The organism is Micromonospora sp. NBRC 107095 (assembly GCF_030269705.1).
Taxonomy (GTDB): Bacteria; Actinomycetota; Actinomycetes; order Mycobacteriales; family Micromonosporaceae; genus Micromonospora; species Micromonospora parva.
The window spans coordinates 1,422,124-1,444,328 of record NZ_BSTU01000001.1; the positions used below are offsets into that span (position 1 = coordinate 1,422,124).

The following is a 22,205-nucleotide window of genomic DNA, read 5'->3' on the forward strand; positions in this document are numbered from 1 at the left end:
TCTCAGCGGTCCTTATGCCGGGTCGCCTGGGCGAGGGCGGGAATGGCCCGAAACTGCTCGGGCCGGACTTTGCCGGGCAGAATGCCGGCTGGCCGCGGCCGGGTCGGCGTGAAGGCGAGAGCTCCGGTTGGGGTGATCGCCAGGTCGACGCTGAAGTCGTGCTCGTCGTACGGCAGAGCGTCGCCGACGAGCTGGAGGTCGTGAACCGTGGTCGCGATTGTGGTGTTGTCGGTGATGAGGCCGGCGTCGCTGAGGAGGGCCAGCTCGAGGTCGGAGTAGCCGGCGCCTTTGCCGATGCGTACGCCGTCGTGTCGGCCGATGGCGACGCTTCCGCAGACGACGAGATCCACCGGGCGCATCTCCTGCGGCTCGACCAGCGGAGCGACGTCGGCGGCGCCGGTGCTGGTGGCGGCGATGTCGAAGGGGGCGGTGAGGGTCGCGGGGTCGAGGAGGTAGAACGGTTTGGCGGTGGCGAGTTTCGGCACCGCCATGTAGAGCAGCTTGCCTTCATGTAGGGCCCGCAGGCGAACGGGTAGCTGGGCCCGGTCGGGGTTGCATTTGATGACGCTGGCGTTTTTCCACTGGTCGTGTTCGGCCAGGCGGGCTGCGGCTTGTTCCTTGCCGACGAAGTCGGGGATGTGGCCGTGGACGCCTGACGGGGCGGCGTTGTCACGCTCGAGCAGATCCCAGACGTGCTGGCGGGCGGCGTGCTTGGCGTAGTCGAGGTCACGGGGGTTGGTCACGCTGCGTTTCCTATCTGGTCATGAGGGTGAGAAGCCGGTCGTTGACGTCCTGGACGGCCGGTTCGGCGCGCCACGGGCTCAGCTGCCGTGCGGCGGTGAAGGCCAGGTTGAGGCCACCGCCTGCGCGGGTCGACTCGATCACATCGATTGCCTGGTGCAGGTACGAGGTGGCGGCCTCGATGTCCCGGCGGAGGATGCTGGCCAGGGCAAGGTTTCCAAGGATCACCGCCGTGGATTTCTGCTGAGTCTCGCTGAGCTTCTGGGCGGTCTGCAACGCGGTGATGGCCTTGTCGGGCTTGTTCAAAAACAGCCAGCAGGATCCTTCGAGCCGTGCGTACTGACTGGGAGCGAAAAGGACACCGGCGGGATCATCCCTGTCGGCTGTGCTGAGGTGCGTCTCGGCCATGCTCAGCGCGTCGGAACACGCACGGTCCTGGCCGAGAATCGCGTGTGCCTCGGCGCGGTGCAGGTGGGCGAGACCGGTGATGACGTGACTGTCTCCGCGGCTGACCTGGGCGGCTCTGCTGGTGAGCGCTAGGCCCGTGGCGGGCTGCTTGGTTCCGTAGAGGGCAAGGAAGCTTTGTCGTAGCAGCGCGTTGCCTTCGGTGACGACGTCTCGGGTTACGCGGGCGGCGTTGATCGCCTGGTCGAAGTACGCCTCGCTGGCGGCGTGGTCACGGCGCTGGGAGGCATCCCAGACGAGCTGACCCATCAGGGTCGCGGACTCGCCGACGGCGAACGACAGCTCCCGTCGAACTGCCCCGCTGTTGGCGTGCTCGCGGAGGAAGAGCATCTGGCCGTGTAGCTGTCCCGCGTCGGCGAGCAGCAGCGTCGAGGGCGTGTGGTCGTAGCGCTCGTCTAGGTGCTGAATACGTTCTCGCAGGTAGGCCACGGCGACCAGGTCGACCCGCTGGGGATGGCGCAGGACGTATGCGAGCCGTTCGTTCGGTGGTGACGGCGGCTGGCCCACATCGGCCAGCAGAGCGGCCAGTTCCTCGACCGACACTCCCAGCGTCGCGGCCAGACGGGGGCGATGCCAGGGCTGCGGGTCCGTCTCCGCCCGCTCCCACCGGACGACGGTCGATCGATCGACGCCGAGCTTCTCGGCCAAGCGTTCCTGGCTCAGCCCGATGGCCTTCCGGCGCTGAGCGAGCCGGTGCCGCTTGCCAGCCACGTGCCGCTCCTTCCGCAGCCGATGCTCTCGAATCCATTCATCCAGCTCAGCGGCCACAGCGCAACGGGGATGCGCCGGTTCTGCGCCATTGCTGCGCTGGAGGCCTACCCCGATCCACGGTTGCGTAGGGGCATGGCCCGGGACGGGTGCCGGCCGACGGCACAGCGGTACGGCAAGGCCGCCGCCCTCACTGCCCGCCCGTCCCGGCGCCCTCGAAGCCCCGACAGCGATGTGGAGAGAACCCGATGACCGTGGTGACTGTCCCGGCGGTAGGTCGATCATGACCGTGTATGTCTCCCGGTTCGCCTTCACAGGTGAACTGGCTCCCAGGACGGCGGCGGTCCGCTCGGACGCGGTCGATCTGCCGCTGCTGACGCACGTGTGGCGGCTCGTGTTCGAGCAGCAGGCACGGAAACGCGACCGCTGATGACCGGCACCGGAGCAGGTGTGCCGGAGGGAGACCGGCTGCTCCCGTCGGAGCATCCGCCGCTTCGTCCGCTCTGGCTGTGCCGGCGCTGCGGGCAGCCCTGGCCCTGCGGACGGGCGCGGATCGCTTTGGTCGCCGAGTACCGCGACAACCGGGTCGGGCTCTTCCTCTACCTGGCCGGCCTGCTGCACGAGGCCATCGACGACCTGCATCGACTCAACCCGAGCACCACCCGTGGGGTCAGCGACCTGTTCGACCGGTTCCTCGGCTGGCCCGGCCGGCGCCATCCCAGAGCGGGCTCTGCCGTCCCGCGCTGATTGACCGCTACCGGCCTTGATCGCTAATTCCTCTCACCGCCGTGCGGGCCTGGACTCTGCCGGACGTCGAGATCGTCCTCGACCACGTCGTGGACGCGGGTGGCTTCGTCGAGTTCGATTTCAAAGGCGACGCCGAGGACGTGAGCGACGCCATCCAACGCTTGGACGCGTTCATCGTCGCCCTCGGCATCGAGCTCGGCGAACAGGTCAACAAGGGGTACCCGCACATGCTTCTCGGCCGCGACCGCTGATCGCGTACTTGCTCTGCGACGTCTGGTGGCGTCGGTGCCGTGCCGGTAGGTTCAAGCCTCCTGAGAGCTCTCGTGGCCAGGTGGAGGGATCCGGCAGCGTGTCGCAGGTCGAGAAGATCACTACGGAGCTACGTACGCTGGCCGCTGGGGTCGAACGTGCAGACGGTCTGGCTGCCGCTGCTGATCAGCAGGCGCAGGAGATCGCGCTGCGCGCGGCGGGTGCCGGGTTCGCAGCGGTCGCTGCCGGTATGGCGCGGGTGCGCGGAGCCATCGCCACCGTCCGGGGTGGACTGGGTGGTCTGACCGGGGCTGTCGGTGATGCCACGAAGGTGGCCGCTGGTGTCCCGGAGCAGGCCAGTCCGGGGGAGACCATCAGCGGGCTGACTCCGCTGCAGAGTGCGGTCGACGGCATCCGTGACCAGACGGCCGCCACTGTCACCCAGGTCGGTGAGGCGCAGCAGCTTGTCGTCGGGGTTTTGCAGGGTGGGCAGCCGGGGCCGCTGCTGCAGGCTCTGGAGGGCGTCAAACAGGTGCTTGTCCTGCTGGTTCAGCGCACCGCCACGACCCGCCAGGCCGTTGACGCGGCGATCGCCGAGGCACGACAGTTGGGAAACTGAGCGGGGCTGGCGGTGCCGTACCGACCAGCCCTGCCTCGGTTCCCACACCGTCCCCCGGCAGGGGCGTGACGACGGCGTGGACGCGCAAACCGACCGGAGAGCCGGGCGGTTCGCCGACCGGTCGGCGTACCCGGATTCCTCCGAGGGAAGACGCGCGCGTGCGGCGCTCCCTGGAACTGGAGAACCGGTGCGCCGATACCGTCGCTGCGGAGGGGTACCGGCTCCACCAGAACCCGACCCGGCAGGAGGTCGCTGATGCCCGGCTCGGTACCGGTGATTCCGGGAAAGCGGGTAAGGATCCCGACTACCTGATCGAGGGACATGTCTTCGACTGTTACTCCCCGATGCCGGCGAAGAGCGTGCGAGGCGTGTGGAGCGGGGTATCCGACAAGATCACCAGCGAGCAGACCCAACGGGTGGTGGTCAACCTCCACGACTGGCGTGGCGATCTCCCGGCGTTGCAGAGGCAGTTCGACGACTGGCCGATCGCAGGGTTGAAGGAACTGGTGGCGGTGACGCGCAGCGGGGCGATAATCCAGATCCTGCGACGAGACTGAAGGGCTATCCATGGCGACCGAGTACCGCTTGACGCTGGCCGGCGACATTCCTCTCGATGCGCTGGCCGGTGTCGTCGCTCCGGAAGGTGTTGAGGAGTCGGCGGTAGATGGCAAGCCCCGGGTGTTGAGTGCGGACCTCAGCGATCGGTGTGGTTACACGGTGAGCATCCACGCCGGATCCCACGGCTACTTCGAGGCCGAAGATGGTGACGGCTCGATGTGGGAGTGGGAACCGGAGCGGTACGTGACCATCGGCTTCCGGCTGGGGAAGGACGAATCCTCCGACCGGGCGACGCGGGAGATGCTCGCGTCCGTGGCCCGGGTGCTAGACGAGCGGCCGGAGGACGCCGCGCTGATCCTCGACGCCGACTGGCTGCTACTGACCCGCTTCTCGGGAACGCTGCGCCGGCACGCACTGAGCTGGTGGGGCGTTCACGGCGGGGACGATCTTCTCAGCCGGTAAAGGCTCGGCGGCCTGCCTATTCCGCGACTGGCAAGGGCCTCGGCCCTGACGCGCCCGCAGACGCAAGGACTTCGTCGGCCGCCCACGAGCGGCATGGACCGTGCGATTGCCATCCTGGACGGTGAGCTCGTCGGCTGCCCCGTCGCAACGCGGAGCCAGGATGATCCGGCCGAGATCTATCTGCAAGACGTGATGACCGACCCCAACCGCCGGCGTCGGGGATGGCCCGAGCACTGGTGGGACGATCTCTGAACTCTCAGAACCTGGACTGGCTGAGGCTAATGGTGTCGGCGAACTCGAGACTTTGTGTCCGTCATCACCAGGTGCTCTAGACAGTGATCGACCTTTCGGTCAAAGCAACCCACATTAACCGGCTCTTCACTAGGCGCGGCCGGCTGGGACGGTCGGGTCGTGGGGACAGTGGGAACCGTTGTGGCAGGTGACGGGCTGGCGAAGGTGGTCCGGCGCTGTGCCCCGTCGAGGCCGTGCCGAGGGCTTCGATCGTCGGGTTGACTTGCTTGACAGCGTCGGTCTGGTCGAGAGGTACTGGAAGAACGTTCCCTTGCGGCGAGCTGATTCGCCAGGCCGACTGGTCGAGGATGGGCGCCCGTCAGGGCCTTTCCTCGTCGTTGTGACTTGGTGCGCCGGTCTGGTCGTTGGGGTGCCGCCCGAGTGACAGGAGGACCGCCATGAAGGATCTTCTCCCGGCGGGTTGAGCCGACGCCAGTCCGGCCGCAGCGGTGTGCTGCGTTACCGGCGGAAGTGTCCCTGTCCGAAACAGTTGCTCCGGTTGCCGGAAGCGAATCTGAGCCCGCCGGTTCGCGTCCCCGTCGCTGTCCATCTTCGTGTCCACGATCGTGCCGGTCACGGTCGTGGCGATGACTGCTGCCCTGACCCGTCTTGGGTCTTTCCGTGCGCTGCGCGGAGTGTTCGTTGACGCCTCAACAGTGATTAACAGCGCGACTTCCCCCGCCGTCCACCTTGCCGGGCCGCCCCCGCGACCCGGCAGGCGACCATCGCCGGCCAACCTCACTCCGGTGCGAGTGCGATGCACATGGCCCTCCACGTTTTTCACCAGTGCCGTGGTCCACGGCGCCGTTCAGATCTTTCGACAAGGAGTACCTAACGTGTTTTTCCACGACTTCCGCATCGCCTCGGGATTCGGCCCGGTGGCGGTGACAGTTTCCAGCTTGGCCCCCGTTCGAGGGTCGGGCTTGGCGTCAGCGTTGACGTCAGTCTTCAGCCGGACCCCCGAACAGACCCCCTCTTTTCTCTCACACCGCAGGCCAGACCGTCTGTCCGCGACGTCGACTTGTCCTGCGACAGACCCTGCCTGGTCTCGGGTCTCTCCCCCTGGGGCCGGCAACCAGTACCCGGACAGGAGGTGATTGCCCGTGGATGATCCGGTCCTTCGGGTCCAGTCCCAGCTGACCGGCCGTGACCGTGTGCTGCTGGGCTGGTTGTACGACCACGGCGTGCTGACGTCGTTCCAGCTCGCGACCGCCCTGTTCCCGTCCCTCGATTTCTGTCAGCGGCGGCTGCGGACCCTGTACCGGCTGCGCCTCGTCGCTCGGTTCCGGCCGCAGCGGGCCGACGGCGGCTCGTACCCGTACCACTACGTCATCGACCAGCTCGGCGCCGAGGTCGTCGCGGCAAGCCGGGACGATCGCCCACCGCGGCGGGACCACGCCCGGGTGGAGCGGCGGCGCTGGACCTCGACCCGCAGCCTCTCTCACCGCCTCGGGGTGAACGGGTTCTTCACCGACCTGGCCGGGCACGCCCGCACTCACCCGGGTACTGGCTTGGTGGAGTGGTTGCCGGAGGCGGTGTGCCAGCGTGCCGGGACGTTCACTAGCCGGCAGGATCCGGGGCTGGTGCGGGCGTATCAGCCGCGGGTGCGCCCGGATGGATATGGCCGGTGGGTCGAGAACGGTGTCGAGGTGCCGTTCTTCGTCGAGTACGACACCGGCGCCGAGCAGTTGTCGATCCTCGCCGCCAAGGTGGACGGCTATCAGGAGCTGTTCGGCACGATCGAGCGGGCGTGGCCGGTGCTGTTCTGGCTGCACTCGGCCGCCCGAGAGCGCAACCTACGCCGCGCGCTGGCCGACCTGCCGCTGTCGGTGCCGGTCGCCACCGGGGCCCGCGACCACGCCGCAACGGCCGGCCTCGGCCCGGCAGAGGCGGTGTGGGCCGTGGCCGGCGGGGAAGGGCAGCGGCTGCGGCTGGCGGATCTGGCCGGGTATGCCGTTGACGCTTCCAGCCGGGCGGGTGAGGCCGCGTGATCGGCGACGGCACGACGGCCGTGGACAGTACCTCCGCTTCGGATCGGACAGCAAGGTTCGGCGTCTGTCACGGATCTGTCGTGAGCAGCGCGGTCGGCGCTGACAGATCCGTGAGAGCACCAGCCGTCCGCTCTCACAGCGGCGGACCACTTCTCGGTCCGGCGTCCGCGTCGGGCGGTCCGCGACCGGTGTCCGGTCCCCGTCCCGACTGTTGTCCGAAGCCGGGTCGGTCTGCCATCCGGTCCCGCCTCCTGCGACTGACGGACGGACCGGAACCCCTGTCCGGGTCGGGGAGGTGATGGGCCACGACAGCACCGATATCTGACCCAGACACCAGTCCACGCGGCAGTCGCGTCGAGGGCGCCGTCCAGGTCGTCATCATGCTGGCCATCGGCGGCGCAGCCGGAGCGGCCAGCTTCACCCACGTCCACAACGTAGCCGCCGCGCACGGCCAACCCGGCTGGCTGGCCTGGGCCGACGCGATCGTCCTGGAGCTGATGTCCATCGCCTCCGGCCTGGAACTGCGCCGCCGCAAACGCACCCACACCTCCACCGTCTTCCCGGCCACCGTGCTGGCCTGCGCCGTCACCCTGTCCCTGGCAGCACAGGTCGTCGAGGCCGAACCCTCGGTCATCGGCTGGGTCGCCGCCGCCGTACCCGCGCTCGGGTTCCTCGTCATGGTCAAGATCGCCCTCGGACGGACCAGCACCGCCACGCCCGCCGACACTGCCTGGACGGTTGGGGACGGCCGACGGGACGAGGCCGGGCGGACCGTTCCGGGCAGCCGACCGGATCAGACGGTGCGGACTGCTGTCACGGCGGGGGAGCGGCGGTCCCGGACCCGGACCGTCCGCTCACCGGATGCTCGTCGCCGACATGGCGGACGGGACCAGCAGCGGCGAGCGGACCGGGGACCGTCCGCGCAGCCGTCCGGCGACGTGGCCGAGCTCCTGCCGGCGGCGCGAAAGGTGCGGGACCGGCTCGCCGCGGACGGACAGGCACTGACCCGGGCTGCACTCGCCGAAGCCCTCCGCGCCGCCGGTCACACCGTCTCCAACACCCGAGTATCCGAACTCCTCAAGACCCTCAAGACCGAGCCGCCGACCGCACCCGTAACGGCCGTCGACTCGGTCGGGCCCACCAAACCGACGCCACCGCCTTTGTCCCCGGAGCGGCGCAGCGATGGCGGAACAGTCACCCCTGCGCCGGTCGACCCGGGCGAAATTACCCCGCTCCTACCGAACAGTCATCCACCTCACGGCCAGGAGAACCCTGATCATGAACAGCTCAACGAATCACGATGACGAGACAACCCGCACCACGACTGAAAGCACCACCACCGCGCCCTGCGTCGGGGAGGTATGGACGATCGAGCGTATCCGTGCCCTCGGCGTGACCACCACCCTGGCCACCACCGCCTCCGTGATCGGGATCAGCCGATCCCAGGCCTACCGGCTCGCCGCCACCAACCAGTTCCCCATACCGCTGATCCGGGCTGGTAGCCGGATCATCGTCCCCGTCGTCGGCCTCCTCCAGCTCCTGCTGGTTGACGACCCTGCTCCGACCCATAACGACCGGCGACTTGATCCCGACGCGAAGGTGAGCGTGGATGCAACGACCCCGCCACCAGCGGATTCCACCCGGCACCGCTGGCGGCAACGTACCGAGCATCCAGGAGACGATGGGTGAAGGGATCCACCTTCAAACGCTGCGGATGCCGCGACAGCGTCACGGGCCGGCGACTGGGACGTTCCTGTCCCCAGCTTCGCCGGCCCGGCGGCGGCTGGTCCCGCACCCACGGCCACTGGCACTGGCAGATCGAGATCCCTGCCCGCGCCGACGGCACCCGCCGCCCGCTGCGCCACGGCCCCTACGCCACCCAGGCCGAGGCCGACGCCGTCCTGGACCGCATCCGCGCTGCGCTCGCCGTCCCCGACCCCACCGACCCGCACACCACCGTCAAGGCAGGCGACCTCATCGAGGCAGCCGTCAAGACCAATGCGCCCGTCCCCACCCCGGATCAGGTCCGGCGGGCGCTGCACCTGGACATCACCCCCACCGGACTGCCCACCATGCAGGCATACCTGACCGACTGGCTCGCCGGACGCAAGAACATCAAGACCGGCACTCTTCGCTCCTACGAAGGACATATCCGGCTGTACCTGATCCCGCACCTCGGCCACCTACGTATCGACCGGCTCCGCCCCGGCCACATCGACGCCATGTACCACGCCATCGCCCAGCGCAACACCACCATCGCCACCCTGCGCGCCAGCCGCAACACCGCGAAACGCGACCAGGTCAAGAACCAGCGGATCGTCGGCCCCAGAACCCTGCACGTCATCCACGCCACCCTGCGCAAGGCCCTCAACGACGCGATGCGCCGCCACCGCTACATCGACACCAACCCCGCCCTCATGGTCGAACTACCGATAGCCCGACCACCCAAGCCCACCGTCTGGACCGACCAGCGCGTCCGCACCTGGCGCGACACCGGCAAGACCCCCAGCCCCGTCATGATCTGGACCCCCGAACACACCGGCAGATTCCTCGACCACACCCACGACGCCAACGACCGCCTCTATGCCCTTTACCACCTCATCACCTTCACCGGCCTCCGCCGAGGCGAAGCCTGCGGCCTGCACTGGGACGACCTCGACCTCGACGCAGCCACCCTCACCGTCCGCTGGCAACTCGTCCAACACGGCTGGGCCACCACCATCGACACCCCCAAAACCACCGACAGCGAAGCTGCGGTCGCCCTCGACACCGAGACCGTCGCGGTGCTGCGCGCCCACCGCACCCGGCAACACCGCGAACGCCTCGCCGCCGGTGCTGCCTGGACCACTACCGGGCTCGTGTTCACCACGCCCACGGGTGGTCGGCTCCATCCTGCCAGCGTCACCGACCACTTCCACCACCTCGCCACGCAGGCCGGTCTTCCACCCATCCGGCTGCATGATCTCCGGCATGGCGCCGCGACCATGGGCCTCGCCGCTGGCGTCCAGATGAAGGTCATCTCCAACCGGCTCCGCCACTCCAGCCCCCACTTCACCGCTAAGTTCTACGGCGACGTCCTGCCGGAGCTGTCCCACGCCGCCGCCGAAGCAACCGCATCGGTCGTCCCGCGACGGCGTCTCTCGACGGGGACGGCGTAGACCCGAAGGCTGTCGACCGCGGCGGGCCAGCCGGCACTTCCAGGTCCACCGCCTCGTTGGCCGATGAACTTGTCGAGGCATCAGGACCGTACGGCGGCAAGCCCGGCGATCGGCCCTGTCAGGACGGCGACGCAGTGTGGGATTCAAAAAGCGACTATGTTGCACCGCCGTCGTTGGGCGACGGCTAGTTCTCATATAGGCCCCGACCCACTTTTGACCGAGTGGCTCTGAAATCCGCCGCCCAGCGCAATTCGCTGGCTATCCCAACTGCCGCAAGCGCGAACGGCGGGGCGAAGGTAGCGGTGACCTCGGTAGCGGTGGCCGGAGGTTGCGCCGGCCCGCTCTATTTGGTCTGCAGGAAGCCGACCAAACGAGGGTCATTGGCGCTGAGGAGGCAGGCGCGCGCAACTGCTGACAATTCCTGGTCCTCTCCAAGCATTGCTCGGATCATTCCGGCCAGGCGCTTGGCGCGGTCGCGAGCAATCACCTTACTCGGATCTCGTTGGAAAGCCGTCAGCTCGGTTTGATAATCACAGATGTAGCCCCAACACTCGGACCATCGCTGTTGCCGCTTCGTGCGAAGCGCCTCGAAAGAATTGAGGTTGTAACGCTTTATAGAGTATTCCACCCGATGCCGCTCCCATAAGTCTGTGACGTGCGGAGCAACTATGGCATCACCAAAAACGTTAAAGAACAGAAGGGCTGGATCTTCTTCGTCCGCTGGATCGAGAAGGTCGAACTGCTCGGCGCGTAGATCACTATTTCGTGTCGCGCGCTGTGTCAGTTCGCGCACAGGGAAGAACGTGCCCTTCTTCCGGTTTCCCGCCGTACCGCAGATTCGGAGGTTCCGCCAGTCGAAGGCTAGCCACCAGTATCCTTCTTCCGTCTCTCCATTAAGCCCTCGAGCGGACTTCTTCGGCCTAAAGTGCTCGACGTCCCAGTGGCTGAAGCAATCCTTGGCTTCTGAAAACCAGCACTTGTCATGGGACAGCTTGAGTAACCAAGGCTTTAACTGTCCCCAAAAAGCAGCGTTATCATCGATAATCTTATGCCGCTCATCTGAGCTAGACGCCTTGTCCAACTCAGCTAGAATCTCCGACGCCTTCTCGAGCCACTCCGGGTAGGGGGGAGGGGGCATTTTAATGTATCTCAAGCCGACTCCTCATCTCCGGTATCCTCCAGTTCCAGCTCGCGAAGAATTTGATCCGAAAGGGCGGCTTGTTCGTTCATTTCCTCCTCGGTAAGCCTCACTGCACCAGGTTGTCGCCGACGTGCCAACGCAGCCGCGAAGCTGTTAAAGTAGGGGTTAGGATAGGTGTGCGCGATGCCGAGCTCGTTTAGCTCACGGGATACTTCGCTGAGGCGCGCCCTACCTTGATCGGAAAGGTCCTCCCCCAGAAGCGCGTATTGCTCGTCAAGGAGTGCGAGTACCTGCTTACTCAGGGTTGACCGAAGGCCGTACATCTCCGAGCGGAGAACTCCCTCGATACTCATGCTGACAGGATCGTATTCTGGCTCGATCGCGACGTGGCTCGTGCCTTGACGGTTAAAGCGACGCACCTGTTCACGTACCAGGCCACCGATCATAAGGGGGTTATGGGTCGCGACAAGCAGCTGCCCCTTGTCTTGCCGGATGGTATCCTGCAATAGGCCCAGGTATTCGTAAGTCCATATTGGATTAAGATGCGTGTCGGGCTCGTCGAGGAGATAGAGCGACTCGTCGTTCCTCGTGAACAACATCAGCCCTAAAACGGTGAGGAACTGCTGCTCACCTTCGCTCATCTGGACGAACTTCACGCGGTGACCATCAGTTCGACGAATTACGACTCGCACTTCATCGATCAAATCGCACAGAAACAAGCTCTCTAGATGGCCAAAGAGTTCTTTAACCTCGTCCCCCGAGTGTTGAAGCCGCGCAAGACTATTCAGGTCGCGTAGGAATAGATACTGACGCTCCGACTGCTCCGGCTGCTTCCGTATGTCCCGTGCAACACGGTCTTCGGCCCGAATGGGAGCTAATGACTCGCTCCACAGCTTGGCAAGGAAAGGGCGGAACGCACCGCGCGCATACCAGAATCTGGGATCGCCATCCTCGAGTTGGGCGCGATTCGGTTTTCCATTGAACCACCAGGGACGCTTAAGAACGAATAGCGCGGAGTCGAAGTCAGCAATCGCTAGGTACTTCTCGAGGACAACGCGAGCGATGTCAGGCGGCGCCAGGAAAAAGGCGAGCAAGACTAACTGACTGTATTCCTTGCGGCAGAAGAACATACGTCTGAGCGGTAGGCCAACGCCCCCGCTATCCATCACTGCTTCGTAATGACGACGTGTCGGCTCGTCGAACTGTCTTTCCAGGCGATCGCTCCATCCCGAATAGTAGGCGAAAACGTAGCTGGGCAGAAGTTGCGCCGCCTGCTCGCGGAATCGCTTCTGCGCAATCCGCTCGCCGTTGACGCTAATCGTTAGAGGCCGTGATGTCTTTGATGGGTCATTAGAGACCTCTACGGTTTGCCCTCGACACGTATATAGAATCCGGTACGGAAAGGCTGAGGCGTCTGCAGTCTCCAGATCTCGGAATATTTCCACAATCGCTTCGATAAGGTGTGACTTGCCCGTGCCATTCCCGCCAATAAGCGCAGTTGTCGACTGCTCCTCGTCGAAGTCGATTACAAAGTCTCGCAAGTTCCGATAGCGGGGCAGGCTCAAGCTGAGGATTTTCACCGTCGCACCAACCTTCGCTCCGACTCATCATCATCAGAGCGAAGTTCCACGATAAGGCCGGCAATGACCTCGTCACGAAGTTGATCGTAGAAGTCATCGATGTTTAGCCTCGACTCCTCCCATAGATCTATGGGTCTAAGGCCGTCTTCGCTCTGGATCAGTTGACTCAAATGGTCCCTGGAAATTTCTCCGCGACTTAGCAGACGTCGATGTTCAACCTTCGGCCGGTTACGACGTTCGCGAGCGTCGACCACATCTCGCTGAGCCATTGAACGCACCTCCTCCTCGATTTCCTCGAGCAGCAAAGAGTCTGTCTCATCGAGCGCATTGCGTGATGACTGCAACTCGGCAAAAGCTCGTTGTAAGGCGATATCGCGTACATTGGGAAGGCCCTCGAGAATTTCCATCCCGGCCTGCCGGAGGTGCCTGACGTGCCCCTTAGCCGCCATCAGCCTGTTCACGACGGCTTCCTGCCTACCGACACTGGGCAGGGTAAATCGAAAATCGAGTAGGTTTCTCAGATTGATGTTCGACTGACTGAGACCATCTACCTTGACGTTCCGGCAGTAGGCGCGCCCTAGGGGCGAGTTGAGCAAAACGGAGACATACTCAGGGAGCACGTGGTCCGCGAGCTGTAGACGAATCAAGTAACCAGCGAATACCGCGTTGCGACTGCCTCGAAAGACAGCCGTTTTTCCTACGAGCTCAGGGCTATTCGTGCGATTGAAGAGGAGGTCGCCCTCATTCAGGCTGTATTTGTCGATCTCTGCGTCGTCGGAGCTGTAAACCAAATCGGACCAGTCAATCTCGCCGTCTTGGAGGTTGCCCATCCTAAGGACTGGAACCTTGCCCTCCCTGGAAGACTTCTTGCTGGTCCCGTAGTTCGCTCGCGTGACGACATCTTTTAGCCGTACCGTCGGTCCTCGTTCGGAAAGCTCATCAAAGGTCCGCTCAGCGAGGTGAGCCCAGATCATATCTAGGGTGCCCGGAATTTGCGCCACAGCGTTACGAATGGCTTCGATGCGGAGAAAGACGTCATCTAAGTAGTCGGTGATGAAGCGCTGCCGTTGGGTCGAGGCGAATAGGAAGGGGGCGTCGCGAAGCCTCGCAGGACTAACCCTGGGCATATTGGTTCCTTGACTCGCAACATTTGCGTAGTCTCGGAAAGTTGGATGTTGCATCCAGTAGTAGATGTATTTACTGTCGAGGGCGTGAGGGGCTCGAAGCGGCACAATCTCGGTAGAGCAGTATCCGTCGTCCGTTGCTTGGATAACCTTGTTTAGGTATGGGCGAAGCTTGCCGTACAGGATGTCGCCTGCAAAGAACCGTGTCTTCTCGCTCTTAGGTGCTCGTTCAGCTTTAGTCACGCGCTGCAAGAGTCGGCCGGTGTCCCGTTCGATGTCCTCAAGCTCCAGCAACCATGCTTCGCCAGCGATCTCCGACGGTTCCGCCTTGGACCGAGTCGCCACGTATACGCATTCACCGAGTTTGATAGGGCGCGACGATGGCGGTAGTTCGTTCACGCCGGTCCCTTTCGGACCATATCGCTGAGTTCTCGGAACGCGGACATGCTTACTTCGAGGCTCTTCTCGAGAACTTGTAGAGCCTCCTCGAGATCCTCCGGTGACTCGGGGGTACGTTCTGCGTCTATGACTAGCGAGAGGTTGTCTCCGCGCTCCCTGATCTCTGCACGCGAGAACACTTGATATGAGTCGTTAAGGGAGTCTAGTCTTGTGCGTCGGGCTTCGGGGCCGACCTTCGGGTCGTTCCCATAGGCATGCTCGAAGGCTCGCAGCGTCTCTTCAGTGAGGCCTTCAGATTTGCTGCGTCCGTGACCGTGCCCTCGGAGGTCATACAACCAGAGGTCCTTAGTGCCTTGAAAGCTGCCTCCATCATTCTTGGTGATGAAAAGCACATGTGTCTTCACCGAAGCTGCATAAAAGAGCCCTGGTGGCAGGCGAAGCATGGTGTGAAGGTCGCAGGAATCCATCATATACCTGCGAACGTTGAGACCCACCGTCTCTTCGTATAGGACGTTGTCGGGCACCACAATTGCCGCCCGACCCCCAGGTGCAAGCGCTGAAATAATGTGCTGAACGAAGCAGAGCTGCTTATTGCTGGTTGGGAAGGGGAGATCGTCCCGATCTGGAAGACCGCCGCCCCGCTTCGTTCCGAAAGGAGGGTTGCTCAAGATGAGAGTCGCCGGCGGAAGGTCCTTACCTGCGCTCGATAGCGTGTCTCCATATACTAGGCCAACCGAGTCATCGTTCACGAGGCCATGCAAGAAGAGGTTCATCAGGGCAAGCGAGTACGTGTCGTCAACATGTTCGACTCCGTGAAAGATGGCCGAAAGCTCTTTTTCGGAGACGTCGGACCATGCATCGTTATTCGCTCGAATATAGTTTCCGGCTGAGACAAGAAATCCTGCCGTGCCTGCGGCTGGATCTTGAATTACGTCCCTCAGGGAGGGTTTCATCACTCGGACGATGCTGTCGATCAGTAATCGGGGTGTGAAATACTGCCCAGCACCCGATCGCTTCTCGTTCGCGTTCTTTTCGAGGAGACCTTCGTAGAGGTCGCCTAGTCCTTCGCGAGAGATCTCGTACCAAGCGAAACGGTCGATGCCTTGAATGAGTACTCTAAGGGTCTTGGCCTTCTTTATGGAGGTGCGACTCTGGGAAAAGATTCTGCAAACGACCTCGGAGTCTGATGTCGCAAGCGAGCGAAGCAGAGCTCCATAACGTTCCAGAAGGAGGCTTTCAGGGCATTCTGTTAGGGCGCTCCACCTGCAACCATGCGGCAGCTTGTGCTCGACCTTCAACTCGGCGGCAAGCTTCAGGAACAGGAGGTACGAAAGCTCTACAAGATACTGGTGGAAAGTGACGCCGTCATCCTTAAGCGCGTTACAGAGCGCCCACACCTTGTTGACGCTGTCTCTAGTCTCGGCTCGCAAGGTCGACGTCCTATCCTTCACCTGGCAGTTGCTCCCAGAGCCTACGCAAAGGCTGAGACAGTACCTAGCCTCAGGTCTCGACCGCTGGGAGCACGAGCTGCTCGCCGTCGCTCGGTGCTTGTTAGCCGAGCACTGAGGGCTACCAGCGGGCGGCGGCACCGCGGTTGGCGGCCCGACGAGTGCGGCATGCGGCTATGCGGGACGAGTGAGGGTAGTCGAAGCGCCGCCGACCTGTCTGACTGGGCTGCAATCCGCATGGACAGCGGCGATCAGCGAAGCTCCGCGGCCGACCTCTGTGAGGCTGGTCGGCCGGGTCGTCCCGCTGCCCCGGGCGGTCTTCAGGGCCATCGGGTCAGTTGTCAGGGGAGCCGACAGCCGACACTTGCATCGGCGAGGGCGTCCTTCGCGCCTAGCAATGACTCGCCCCTCACGACCCGATGCTAGCCCGGCACCCGTGACCAACGGCGGCGCTCGTTGAGCTTCCATCGCGACGGACAGACCTGAGCAGGCACACAGCGGTGCGGTCGACCAAGATCAACCGCCCAGGACGGGAGCTTCGCAGCCGACTCATCCAGCCAGCATCCCGCTCCACGCGAGCCTGGCCCGCCGGATCGAGCTGAGTTGCGGCCGGCGCCGCGCGTTCGGCGGCCGTTGACGCCGGTTGCCTGCACTGCGAACGGCGCTGCTCGCCTCGGCGCACCTGCGCGACGGCGACATCCTCGCGCGCCGCGCGGCGGGCTTCGAGCTGTCGCTGACGGACGTGTGGCACTAACTACGCGAGGCCGACGAGCTGCTCGGTTCCGGTGCCGACCTCAACGCGGCGATGCGTCCGACCGCCCAACTGGCGTACGCGATCCTCGATGGCACGCTGAGCCCGATCAACTTGGCCCCCGACCAGCCTCCGTAGGGAAGCGCAAGCGCCAGGTCGTTGAGGTGCAAGTCCTCGCCGACACGGCCGGCGGCTGATCTGGGCCTCGGCCGTACTACCCGGCGCCGTCCACAACCTGACCGCCGCCCGCATTCACGGCCTCTTTTACGTCCTGGCCAGCACGAACGTGCTGACTCTTGCGGACGCGGATAAGGGCTACCCAAGGCGCCCGCAGCGCCATCCAGATCTCGTTGAGCGCCGCCGCGCCAGCTCGATCGTCGAGGCCATCCTTGTCCTCCAAGCCGTTGAGATTGCCCCTCAACTCGATGAAACTAGCCCAATAAGTCAGCGCGATGGCGGCCTACCGAGCGGTCCTTGGGGCGTGGATCGGACGCAACGTTTCTCCTGTCAGCGCGTGACACAGAGTTGTGCCGTTAGCGAGGCTGCCCCCATCTTGCACCTGAGCTCGCCTCCCGCGCTTAGGTGGCTAGCCTTCGACGTGGCCGGGTCTCTATGGCGTCGGCCAACTCAGCGCCGATTCCAGCCAGATCGATGGGTGTGCCGGCGAGCTGATTGGCCAGCTCATCGATGTGATATCGCAGCAGCCGCTGATATCGAACCGCGTAGACGGCAATGTGAGTGACGCGGTGACCATCGTGATGGGCAAGCAGCGCGTAGGTCAGGATCTGCTGGATCAGCTCGTCGAGGTAGCGGTCTTCGTCGAGTCGGCCGGTCTTGACTTCCAGCACGGTGGTACCAAGGAGGTAGTCGGCGTGGCGGCGTGCGTCGAGCAGGGACAGCTGCGTGGTCGCTGCCCCGTAGGAGCGCAAAGCGTTGTGAAAGCCACTGGAGTAGCTGGCCCAGACGGTACGGAACACACGCCTCGTGTGATACGTCTCCTCGGCACGACCGCTGAGGAGACGCGGGTACTGCTCAAGGAGATGCCGTGCGACATCTACGGAGTCTGAGCAATGACGGTCGAGGTCGTTGAGCAAGTTACGGACGTGAGCGAGCCGACTGGCCACGGTGAAGATGTGCGCTGGCTGCAGCTCTGAGCCGTTACGGCGCCAAGCGCCGTATGCCGTGGTGGCGTTGTCGGTGGGCCCGTAGCCGGCCATGGTGAGCAATCGGGCCGTAAGGTCGTGGTCGAGGCAGTGGAGCAGGCGAAGGTACGGGCTCTGATCGCACAAGGCCAGACCAATCGCGAGTTCCACAACGTGGCCGAAGAACGACTTGTTCGGCGGGTCAATCAGCAGAACTGGACAGCGGCGGAGATCAGCCGCGATGTCAGCGCGCAGAACATGCTGGTACGGAAACGCCTCGGCCAGCAACGCGCCGACGGGATCCTGCGATACGCCATCGGATCGGACGATCATGGTGGTACTCCTCTCACGGTGGGAACGACGCTGACCACGGGTACGGCAGCGTGGGGCCCGACTAGCAGGGAACGCGCGAGATCGGCGGCCTACCCCAGGTAGGCAAGGGTCCTCAGAAACCAGATGGGTAGAGCCGCAAGCGGCTCGTAGCCCTCGGCGTTTACGCCGCGATGCGGGCTCCGCGAGAGGAAGCGGCAAGCAAGGGGAGACGGATAGACCGGCGTCCCGATTCCTGCACCGTACGACGGGCACGAGCGGCGCACAAGGGCCTCTGCGCCCACCGCTCTGAGTGGCGTGGGGGGCCAAGCACCGGTTCCGCTCGGCTGTCTTATGGTCGTTTGGGACGCGCTATGCGGGTGCTCGCCGGGTGCTCGCCCGCCGTGGACGACGGGCATCCGGTGGCACACGGCGGCCCACAGGCAATGGACTGGTAGGGGGATGTGGGACTGCCAGCGCCGTGCGGGACCGATGAGCACGGCATCGACGGGACTCTTAATCCGCGGGTTCGGGGTTCGAGTCCCTGGCGGCGCACCACTGAGATGGGCCCTGACCTGGTTTCCACCTGGGTCGGGGCTTTCTTCATGTTCCGTGCCGTAGCCGGGTGCTCGGAAGCCGTTGGACCGTTCCGTGCCTGGAGCGACAGGGCCTGCGTTGGTGGACGTCGCCGGGCATCTTCGATTCGTGGTTTCGGGTTGGTGTCATCGGCCGGTGGGCGACAACCGCCGCCTCGGGGATGTGGTCGTCGGTGAGTAGGGCGACGCGTTCGTCGAGCAGTCGTTCGAGATCGTCGGAGCTGTTCAGGTCGTGGTGCTTGTTGACGATCCCGTCGTCCGCCAGGCGAATCTGCTTTTCTCGCGTCAGGAGCACATGCACCTTGTCGTTCTTGCGGACGGTCGCCCGGGCAACTCGACGGCCTCGGGGACGTGTCGCTCGAAGTTCAGGCCGAAGGAGCGCCGTTCGGCGAGGGCGTCCGTCTTGCGCTTGAAGTCAGCGGCGAGGCGCTCATCCTTCAGTGCGACTACTGCCGACTGGCGAGGTGCCGCTCGGAGCGGTAGCCGGCCACCACGGCACAGACCGCTGCGGTCACCACCACGGTCAACCGGTGCCGGACACCGCGACGGGCGCGAGGATCTGGCAGACCTGTCAACGCTGCGGGCAGCCCAGCAGCGGCTTCGGGCACGTGACAACCGGTGCGTCGGACACGGACGAGATCAGCGATGATGGCAAAGCGGGCATGGCTCACTTCGGACGATCGACAAGACGTAGGAACCTCGATGATCATCTGAACCGGTCATCCCTGCCCTGCTACCACCAGCAAGGGCGCGTCTACACCAACCACATCAAGCCGGGCACCCCACGACTTTGCCGGGGCCCTGGCCGCCGGCAGTCTCCGCCAGCTTTTTCCACGCGTTCCATCCGCCCCAGGCCACATTTGTGATCGATCACGACGCGCACGACCCGGCCACGGGTCGGGTCTACAACCACGATGCCGGATTTGAGGCAGGCATTTTCGGAACGGGGATTTCAAGCCACCGGCGTGTTCGCCCACTGGGCGAGCAACTTCAGTGCCTCGTGGGATGAGCTGTCTGGTTCGGCGGTGAACACCACGAGGTGCTGGTCGGACTTGCCGCTGACGTCGAATTGCTGCGAATCGAGGGTGAGTGGGCCGACCAGTGGGTGCTGGTAAATCTTGCGGCGCAGCGTGGCGCCGGTCACGAGGTGGCCGCCCCACCATGTGCGAAAGTCCGCGTCTTTGACGGAGAGAGTCCCGACAAGTTCAGCCAGGCGCTGATCGCTAGGGTAGTTCCGGGCCTCCATGCGTAGGTAGGCGACGCATTCCTGGGCGGCCCTGGCCCAATCGGTGTTCAATTCCCGGTAACCCGGATCGAGAAAGGTGAGCCAGAGAAGGTTGCGGTGCCGCTCCGGTAGCGCCCCATAGTCGGTGAACAAGGCAGCGGCCAGGGGATTCCAGGCGAGGATGTCCAGTCTCCGGCCGAATACGTAGGCGGGAACTTCGTACAGGCTATCGAGCAATCGCTGGGTCTGCGGGTCAATCCGCGACGTGGTCTGAGTGCGGAATCCTGGGCGCTGTTTCGGCCCTGCGATCGAGTGCAAGTACTCCCGGCCATCGCGGTTGAGACCAAGCGCGTCCGCGAGGGCGTCGAGGACTTCGGGTGACGCAGTGGTGACGCGTCCCTGCTCGAGCCGGGCCAAGTAGTCCGCGCTGACATTGGCCAGCTGGGCGACCTCTTCACGGCGCAGCCCGGGAACGCGTCGCCGCCGGCCGCCGTCGGGTAGGCCGACGTCGTCCGGCCGGATACGTGCACGGCTGGCCCGCAGAAACTCGGCAAGCGGATTGCTCGCGCTGGACGCCGGGCGCTTGGACATGAAACCCAACCTACCCCCGGGCATCGGCGGATACCTGGGACTGTCTTTCCCATGAAGAACCGAACCTGGCCGGCCCGATTTGCCACGGTGAGACTAGGACGCATCAGCAAGCCACCACTTGCCCGGACAGCAGCAAAGCCCAGAAAGGGCACGGATGTCCGGGCCGGGACTAACTAATAGGTGAGGAAGTCCTCTATGTCGAAAACGATCGTGGTGACCGGTACCGCGACTGGGATGGGCCGGGCCATCGTCGAGAAGTTCGCCTCCGAAGGCTGGAACGTGGTCGCGACGGTCCGCAAGGAGGCCGACCTGACGGTGCACGAGGGATTGGAGCGGGTCAGGACGCTGCTGCTGGACGTCGATGACGAGCAGGCGGCAGGGCCCTTCGCGCAGACCGCGGTGGAGCAGTTCGGACAGGTCGACGTCTTGGTCAACAATGCGGGTTTCTACCAGATGGGGCCGGTGGAGGTGAGCAGCATGGACCAGATCCACCGGCAGTTCCAGACCAACGTGTTCGGACTGATCGCGCTCAGCCGGGCCTTCCTGCCGATCTTCCGCGCCCAGCGCTCCGGAACGATCATCAACATCTCCTCGTTGACCGCTGAGCAGGGTTATCCGTACAGCGCCGTCTACGCTGCCTCTAAGGCAGCCGTGGCGGCCCTGAGTGAGGGGATGAGCCTGGAGGTGGCCGGTTTCGGCATCGCGGTCAAGGCCGTCCTGCCGGGACAGCACTCCACCCGCATTTTCACGAAGATCGACATTGCGCAGGACGTCCCTGCGGACTATCAGGCTGGAATCGATGCGTTCTTCTCCAAGAACGCGCCAACCGGCTCTGACCCGTCGATTACCGCCGACGTCGTGTACCGAGCCGCCGTCGACGGGGACAACACCAAGGTCCGTTACTATTCCGCACCGGACTCGGCAGCCATTCCTAGGGCCAAGCAGATCCTGGGCACCGACGGCTACTGGGCGGAGTTCCGTACCGCCGTCCTCGCAGAGCCCAGCCCGCTGTTCACTGCGTTGATCCCGCGCCCGGGCGAGCATCCGATCGATTGGCAGATCTCCTGACCATGCGCTGACTCCGCCTCGGGTAACAGGCGGCTCGGGCGGCTGGCCGATCCGGCAACCGCCACCGGGGCCGGCCAGCGGCCGTCAGCCATGGCTCCCACAGCGAGACGCTGCCCGGTCCCGACATGCGACTTGATCAGCTCGACTGAGGTGACGATCTCTGTCACCTTCGAAATGCCGGATCTCATCTGCTTTGTCCTTATAGATGAAAGGGTGATTATCGTGACGACGAACCATCCGACAGACCCGGGGTACGCCGCCGCGCTGGACACGGCTGAGCGTCTGCTGGGCTTCCGCTTGGAGCGCTTTCTTGGCGCCACGCCTGGTGAGCCAGCTAACGGCGCAGACTTCAAACGGATCGCGACGATGCACGCCTTCGGCGACGTCTGGCCGCGCACCGAGCACCTGGATACACGGACGCGGGCACTGGTGTCCGTCACCATCGCGGCGACACTCGGCGTCCTGGAGCCCCTCCGTGGTCAGCTGCGCATCGCGCTCAACGCCGGCGCCACCAAGGAAGAGATCGCCGAAGTCTTTCTTCAGGTCGCGGCCTACGCTGGCGTAGCACGCGCGTTCGACGGCTACCAGGTCGCGGCTCAGGTCTTCGCAGAGAACCCGCAACGCTCAGACCCTGGTAAGTAAGGGTTCAGGGGTCAGGCCCGGTCCGGTTGGACCGGGCCTGACCCCTTCCGGCCAGCGCCATGAGCCGGACGAAGTGCCGGTTCAGGTTCCGCGGCTCGATGGGGTATCGATGCCGGTTGTGAAGACCAGGTCGAAGTCCAACCGCCGGCCAGCTCGGCTGGCTTCCGTGTCGGCTCCGCCGCGATGTGCGGGTGCTCGTC

General features: G+C 64.5%; 23 protein-coding genes and 1 tRNA gene. 14 read left to right on the plus strand and 10 right to left on the minus strand.

Annotated elements, in window-relative coordinates; all coding sequences use genetic code 11:
* Positions 1 to 2: 2 nt before the first annotated feature.
* The gene (locus QSK15_RS06735; protein WP_285793376.1) at positions 3 to 743 is read right to left on the minus strand and encodes a 5-formyltetrahydrofolate cyclo-ligase; all 741 of its coding nucleotides are present in this window, start codon (positions 741 to 743) and stop codon (positions 3 to 5) included.
* A gap of 10 nt (positions 744 to 753) precedes the next feature.
* The gene (locus QSK15_RS06740) at positions 754 to 1,917 is read right to left on the minus strand and encodes a helix-turn-helix transcriptional regulator (protein ID WP_285793377.1); all 1,164 of its coding nucleotides are present in this window, start codon (positions 1,915 to 1,917) and stop codon (positions 754 to 756) included.
* Positions 1,918 to 2,197: 280 nt separating this feature from the next.
* Here QSK15_RS06740 and amcA point away from each other — a divergent pair, with 280 nt between their 5' ends.
* The 11 genes from amcA to QSK15_RS06795 all read left to right on the plus strand — a co-directional run bounded on the left by amcA (position 2,198) and on the right by QSK15_RS06795 (position 9,989).
* Positions 2,198 to 2,344: a multiple cyclophane-containing RiPP AmcA gene (gene amcA, locus QSK15_RS06745; protein WP_285793378.1), complete on the plus strand. Its 147-nt coding sequence runs from the start codon at positions 2,198 to 2,200 to the stop codon at positions 2,342 to 2,344.
* Positions 2,344 to 2,661 (plus strand): hypothetical protein, encoded by a 318-nt coding sequence (locus tag QSK15_RS06750; RefSeq protein WP_285793379.1) that lies wholly within the window; start codon positions 2,344 to 2,346, stop codon positions 2,659 to 2,661. The genes amcA and QSK15_RS06750 overlap by 1 nt, the downstream gene beginning before the upstream one ends.
* Positions 2,662 to 2,702: 41 nt before the next feature.
* Positions 2,703 to 2,912 (plus strand): hypothetical protein, encoded by a 210-nt coding sequence (locus QSK15_RS06755; RefSeq protein WP_285793380.1) that lies wholly within the window; start codon positions 2,703 to 2,705, stop codon positions 2,910 to 2,912.
* A 98-nt stretch (positions 2,913 to 3,010) separates the two neighbouring features.
* Positions 3,011 to 3,529 (plus strand): DUF6244 family protein, encoded by a 519-nt coding sequence (locus tag QSK15_RS06760; protein ID WP_285793381.1) that lies wholly within the window; start codon positions 3,011 to 3,013, stop codon positions 3,527 to 3,529.
* Positions 3,530 to 3,687: 158 nt separating this feature from the next.
* Positions 3,688 to 4,086: a CdiA C-terminal domain-containing protein gene (locus tag QSK15_RS06765; protein ID WP_285794346.1), complete on the plus strand. Its 399-nt coding sequence runs from the start codon at positions 3,688 to 3,690 to the stop codon at positions 4,084 to 4,086.
* A gap of 10 nt (positions 4,087 to 4,096) precedes the next feature.
* A complete protein-coding gene (locus tag QSK15_RS06770) occupies positions 4,097 to 4,549 on the plus strand; it encodes a SitI3 family protein (protein ID WP_285793382.1) in 453 nt (150 codons plus the stop codon).
* A gap of 93 nt (positions 4,550 to 4,642) precedes the next feature.
* Positions 4,643 to 4,801 carry a GNAT family N-acetyltransferase gene (locus QSK15_RS06775; RefSeq protein WP_285793383.1) on the plus strand — a complete coding sequence of 53 codons (159 nt, stop codon included), beginning with the start codon at positions 4,643 to 4,645 and terminating at the stop codon, positions 4,799 to 4,801.
* A gap of 1,142 nt (positions 4,802 to 5,943) precedes the next feature.
* Positions 5,944 to 6,831, plus strand: coding sequence for a replication-relaxation family protein (locus tag QSK15_RS06780; RefSeq protein ID WP_285793384.1), 888 nt, complete (start codon positions 5,944 to 5,946; stop codon positions 6,829 to 6,831).
* A gap of 380 nt (positions 6,832 to 7,211) precedes the next feature.
* On the plus strand, positions 7,212 to 8,135 hold the full coding sequence (locus tag QSK15_RS06785; protein ID WP_285793385.1) for a DUF2637 domain-containing protein: 924 nt from the start codon (positions 7,212 to 7,214) through the stop codon (positions 8,133 to 8,135).
* Entirely contained in the window at positions 8,110 to 8,520 is a 411-nt protein-coding gene (locus QSK15_RS06790) for a hypothetical protein (protein WP_285793386.1), read from the plus strand. The genes QSK15_RS06785 and QSK15_RS06790 overlap by 26 nt, the downstream gene beginning before the upstream one ends.
* Positions 8,517 to 9,989 carry a tyrosine-type recombinase/integrase gene (locus QSK15_RS06795; RefSeq protein WP_285793387.1) on the plus strand — a complete coding sequence of 491 codons (1,473 nt, stop codon included), beginning with the start codon at positions 8,517 to 8,519 and terminating at the stop codon, positions 9,987 to 9,989. The genes QSK15_RS06790 and QSK15_RS06795 overlap by 4 nt, the downstream gene beginning before the upstream one ends.
* A 343-nt stretch (positions 9,990 to 10,332) precedes the next feature.
* On the opposite strand, the gene QSK15_RS06800 is transcribed toward QSK15_RS06795, so the two are convergent.
* The 6 genes from QSK15_RS06800 to QSK15_RS06825 form a co-directional block, all read right to left on the minus strand.
* A complete protein-coding gene (locus QSK15_RS06800) occupies positions 10,333 to 11,142 on the minus strand; it encodes an HNH endonuclease family protein (protein ID WP_285793388.1) in 810 nt (269 codons plus the stop codon).
* On the minus strand, positions 11,139 to 12,710 hold the full coding sequence (locus QSK15_RS06805) for an AAA family ATPase (RefSeq protein ID WP_285793389.1): 1,572 nt from the start codon (positions 12,708 to 12,710) through the stop codon (positions 11,139 to 11,141). The genes QSK15_RS06800 and QSK15_RS06805 overlap by 4 nt, the downstream gene beginning before the upstream one ends.
* Complete coding sequence (locus tag QSK15_RS06810) at positions 12,707 to 14,233, minus strand: restriction endonuclease subunit S (protein WP_285793390.1); 1,527 nt, start codon at positions 14,231 to 14,233, stop codon at positions 12,707 to 12,709. Before QSK15_RS06810 ends, QSK15_RS06805 begins: the two co-directional genes overlap by 4 nt.
* The gene (locus tag QSK15_RS06815; RefSeq protein WP_285793391.1) at positions 14,230 to 15,663 is read right to left on the minus strand and encodes an N-6 DNA methylase; all 1,434 of its coding nucleotides are present in this window, start codon (positions 15,661 to 15,663) and stop codon (positions 14,230 to 14,232) included. The genes QSK15_RS06810 and QSK15_RS06815 overlap by 4 nt, the downstream gene beginning before the upstream one ends.
* A 983-nt stretch (positions 15,664 to 16,646) precedes the next feature.
* The gene (locus QSK15_RS32595; RefSeq protein WP_502889498.1) at positions 16,647 to 16,832 is read right to left on the minus strand and encodes a hypothetical protein; all 186 of its coding nucleotides are present in this window, start codon (positions 16,830 to 16,832) and stop codon (positions 16,647 to 16,649) included.
* A gap of 178 nt (positions 16,833 to 17,010) precedes the next feature.
* Complete coding sequence (locus QSK15_RS06825) at positions 17,011 to 17,907, minus strand: hypothetical protein (RefSeq protein ID WP_285793392.1); 897 nt, start codon at positions 17,905 to 17,907, stop codon at positions 17,011 to 17,013.
* A gap of 452 nt (positions 17,908 to 18,359) precedes the next feature.
* Here QSK15_RS06825 and QSK15_RS06830 point away from each other — a divergent pair.
* A tRNA-Lys gene (locus QSK15_RS06830) sits at positions 18,360 to 18,441 on the plus strand.
* Between the two features lie 484 nt (positions 18,442 to 18,925).
* Here the strand turns inward: QSK15_RS06830 and QSK15_RS32515 are convergent.
* Both QSK15_RS32515 and QSK15_RS06835 read right to left on the minus strand, forming a co-directional pair.
* Positions 18,926 to 19,189: a transposase family protein gene (locus QSK15_RS32515; protein WP_352232164.1), complete on the minus strand. Its 264-nt coding sequence runs from the start codon at positions 19,187 to 19,189 to the stop codon at positions 18,926 to 18,928.
* 242 nt (positions 19,190 to 19,431) lie between these two features.
* Positions 19,432 to 20,295 (minus strand): helix-turn-helix transcriptional regulator, encoded by an 864-nt coding sequence (locus QSK15_RS06835; protein ID WP_285793393.1) that lies wholly within the window; start codon positions 20,293 to 20,295, stop codon positions 19,432 to 19,434.
* 195 nt (positions 20,296 to 20,490) lie between these two features.
* On the opposite strand from QSK15_RS06835, the gene QSK15_RS06840 reads away from it, so the two are divergent.
* On the plus strand, positions 20,491 to 21,363 hold the full coding sequence (locus QSK15_RS06840) for an SDR family NAD(P)-dependent oxidoreductase (protein ID WP_285793394.1): 873 nt from the start codon (positions 20,491 to 20,493) through the stop codon (positions 21,361 to 21,363).
* 150 nt (positions 21,364 to 21,513) lie between these two features.
* Positions 21,514 to 22,005, plus strand: a complete 492-nt coding sequence (locus tag QSK15_RS06845) for a carboxymuconolactone decarboxylase family protein (protein ID WP_285793395.1) — start codon at positions 21,514 to 21,516, stop codon at positions 22,003 to 22,005.
* Positions 22,006 to 22,205: the final 200 nt, after the last annotated feature.

Bases quoted from the DNA above. Each gene is read 5' to 3' on its own strand.
- QSK15_RS06785 (WP_285793385.1), top strand. From the start codon at position 7,212: ATGCTGGCCATCGGCGGCGCAGCCGGAGCGGCCAGCTTCACCCACGTC.
- QSK15_RS06790 (WP_285793386.1), top strand. From the start codon at position 8,110: ATGAACAGCTCAACGAATCACGATGACGAGACAACCCGCACCACGACT.
- QSK15_RS06835 (WP_285793393.1), bottom strand. From the start codon at position 20,295: ATGTCCAAGCGCCCGGCGTCCAGCGCGAGCAATCCGCTTGCCGAGTTT.
- QSK15_RS06770 (WP_285793382.1), top strand. From the start codon at position 4,097: ATGGCGACCGAGTACCGCTTGACGCTGGCCGGCGACATTCCTCTCGAT.
- QSK15_RS06750 (WP_285793379.1), top strand. From the start codon at position 2,344: ATGACCGGCACCGGAGCAGGTGTGCCGGAGGGAGACCGGCTGCTCCCG.
- QSK15_RS32515 (WP_352232164.1), bottom strand. From the start codon at position 19,189: ATGATCATCGAGGTTCCTACGTCTTGTCGATCGTCCGAAGTGAGCCAT.
- QSK15_RS06825 (WP_285793392.1), bottom strand. From the start codon at position 17,907: ATGATCGTCCGATCCGATGGCGTATCGCAGGATCCCGTCGGCGCGTTG.
- QSK15_RS06775 (WP_285793383.1), top strand. From the start codon at position 4,643: ATGGACCGTGCGATTGCCATCCTGGACGGTGAGCTCGTCGGCTGCCCC.
- amcA (WP_285793378.1), top strand. From the start codon at position 2,198: ATGACCGTGTATGTCTCCCGGTTCGCCTTCACAGGTGAACTGGCTCCC.
- QSK15_RS06840 (WP_285793394.1), top strand. From the start codon at position 20,491: ATGTCGAAAACGATCGTGGTGACCGGTACCGCGACTGGGATGGGCCGG.